General features: G+C 24.9%; 3 protein-coding genes. 2 read left to right on the top strand and 1 reads right to left on the bottom strand.

All coding sequences use genetic code 11. The features are described 5' to 3' along the window. Positions 1 to 4 precede the first annotated feature (4 nt). Positions 5 to 97: an IS3 family transposase gene (locus ACOMA7_RS07625; RefSeq protein WP_080719905.1), complete on the top strand. Its 93-nt coding sequence runs from the start codon at positions 5 to 7 to the stop codon at positions 95 to 97. A 272-nt stretch (positions 98 to 369) separates the two neighbouring features. Beyond that, on the top strand, positions 370 to 2757 hold the full coding sequence (locus tag ACOMA7_RS07620; RefSeq protein WP_353485624.1) for an AAA family ATPase: 2388 nt from the start codon (positions 370 to 372) through the stop codon (positions 2755 to 2757). A 66-nt stretch (positions 2758 to 2823) separates the two neighbouring features. Here ACOMA7_RS07620 and ACOMA7_RS07615 read toward each other — a convergent pair whose 3' ends face one another. After that, positions 2824 to 2904, bottom strand: a complete 81-nt coding sequence (locus ACOMA7_RS07615; RefSeq protein ID WP_225349253.1) for an IS3 family transposase — start codon at positions 2902 to 2904, stop codon at positions 2824 to 2826. Between the last annotated feature and the right edge of the window lie 4 nt (positions 2905 to 2908).

Below are 2908 nucleotides of genomic sequence, written 5' to 3'. Positions count from 1 at the left end.
ATATATATCTTATTACAACAATTATCGTATAAAACAAAAACTGGGAGGAATGTCACCGGTTGAATACCGGATCAATTCCTCCCAGAAAATAGCATAACCATCTTCCAATTTTAGGGGTTCAGGTCAGTGTCTTTTTTAGTTGTAATAATATTTTTTGAAATGTTTTTTATAAACTTATTGAAGTATAATATTATATACAAAGAAAATAATTGAAGTATGAGTATGTATTTAGAAAAAGTTTTATTTTGACAATATAAAAAATAATGAAAACAATTACAAATTTTATGATTTTATTAAGGATATCAATAAAAATACGACTAACTAATAAAAAGTAATATAGTTGATTAGACAGAAAGGTAGCTTGACATTATGGAAGTTTTAAGTGACATAAATAAATTAAGATTGAAAGGAGGATGTTTTCTTGATTCTACATATTTAGAAATTTTTGAAGAAAAAAATAAGTTGAGTAAGGCTTCCATAATTTTTGGAAGAAACGGTGCAGGGAAAACAACATTATCAAATGCATTTAGAAAAATAAAAGGTGATACAGACACTTCAATTGAGAGTGCATGTTTAATTGACTATGATAATAAAATTATAGATAACGAGAATTTTAAAAATAAAATATTCGTTTTTGATGAAAAGTTTATAGATGAAAATGTAAAAATTAAAGAGAAAGGATTGAACTCTGTAGTCATTTTAGGGAAAATGAATGAATTTTCTACTGAACTAGGGGAAAAAAGCTTTGAGAAAAAGAAAATTCAAAATGAAATTGATGAATTTAATGAGTCTTTAAAAAAATATAATGATCAAAATAATACTAATTCTCCTGAATATTATTGGAATAAAATATCTAAAAAATTGAAAGAAGATGGCGGATGGGCTGATAGAGATAAAAAAATAAAATCAAATATTGCTAAATCAAAAGTGAACGAAAAATTATTTGATACTATTAGAAATTCTCATTCATCATACACAATATACGAATTAAATAATATATTTAATAAAAACTTTAGTAAACTAGCAGAAGCCAGGGAAGGTAATTCATTAATAATACATGAAGTACCAAGTGATTGTATTTTTATGGATGCATATGATGAAAAAGTTTCAAAGTTGTTGAATAAAAAAATAGAAAAACCGACTTTGGATGAACGAGACAAAAAAATAATTTCATTGATGGATGAATCTTTAAATGAAGCTGAAAAGTTGTCAAAAAAGCTAGAGAAATTTGAAGATGGGAGTATTAAACACTGTCCATATTGTTATCAATATTTGTCCGATAGTTATAAAAGTGATCTAGTGAAAATCATAAGCAAGATTTTAAATCAAAAAGTAAAGGATCATCAGAATGAATTAAGAAGTTACATTATTGAAGAAATTAATATTGATCTATCTGAATATGAATCTCTAGAACATTACGATGATTGTATCAATGCAATAGATAAATTAAACTCTAAAATAAAAAATAATAATGAAATAATAAAGAATAAAATTAATGATCCTTATAATCCATTGAATCAGTTCAATAGTTTGGATGATGATATTATATTTTTAAAAAAATCATTGCGTAATTTAGAGTCAGATAGAGAACAACATAATAAAGGATTAGATGACATAGAAAGTATAGAAAAAAATCTTATATCAATAAATCATCAGATAGCTTATTTAGAAATCGAAGATAATATTGATCTTTATGAAAATTATACTAAAGAACGTAATCAATTAAAAAATAATATTGATAAATTGTCAGGTAAAAAAGAATTTATAGAAAATGAGATCGCTAATATAAAGTCTAAAATGCAAAATGTCAATATAGCCGTTGATAAAATTAATGATTTTTTGGAATATATATTTTGTGATAAAGAAAAACTTAAATTAATTTTTAAAGAAAACGAATATTTATTAATGTCAAAAGATAAATATGTGAAACCAAGTGAAATTTCTGTCGGAGAAAGGAATATACTTGGTCTAAGCTATTTTTTTGTAAGCATTTTGGAAAATCAAAATTTGGATGATGGGTATAATAAACCGTCATTAATAGTTATAGATGATCCAATTTCAAGTTTTGATAATAGTAATAAAATAGGTATAATTTCGTTTTTGAAATTTCAATTGAATAAGTTTCTTGGTGGTAATGAAAATACCAAAGCCATAATACTAACGCATGATTTATCAACATATTTCAGCTTAGAAAAATTGTTTACATCTTTGAATAAATCTTTTAAAAACAAATGGGATAAAAAAGTAATATTTGAGTCTCTAAAATTAGATGGTAATAAAATTAGTAAATTTAAAACGAGTAAATATCAACAATATGATGAGTATCTTGAAACTATTTATAAATTCACGACCGGTGTGAATACTTATGAGATGTTTATAGGTAATACAATAAGACAGGTTCTTGAAGCGTTCTCTACTTTTGAATATGGTGATGGAATAGACGCGATATTAGATGGTGACATAACATCAAAAAAATTAAATGATACACAAAGAACTTACTTTAAAAATTTAATGTTTAAACTTTTTTTAGATGGTGGTAGTCACAAAGAAAATGATGTAAAGACTATGAATGATTTTAATTTTTTTACGACAATTTCCCACAATGAAAAAATTAGAGTTGCCAAAGATATACTATGTTTACTATATATTCTTAATAAAGAACACTTTATTTCGCATTTTAAAAGAATTAGTAATAGAAATTCTGAAATTGATATTAACGAAGTGGTAGATTATGTAAAGAAATGGTCTGATAAATAGGTAACTAGTTAAAAAAGACACCCCTGATGTGCACCCCAAAAGTTGTACATTATTATATTGTTTTTCCTAGGCGGAAAGTTTCCGATATTGAACCGGTGACTTTCCGCCTAGTTTTGTTTTAATACGATGATTATTGTAATAATCAATCCAT

Origin of the sequence: Apilactobacillus intestinapis, from assembly GCF_049166695.1 — a bacterium.
In the GTDB taxonomy this organism is placed as follows: domain Bacteria; phylum Bacillota; class Bacilli; order Lactobacillales; family Lactobacillaceae; genus Apilactobacillus; species Apilactobacillus kunkeei_C.
The sequence above is the reverse complement of the archived record's forward strand: the minus strand, read 5'-3'. Positions and strand labels throughout refer to the sequence as shown.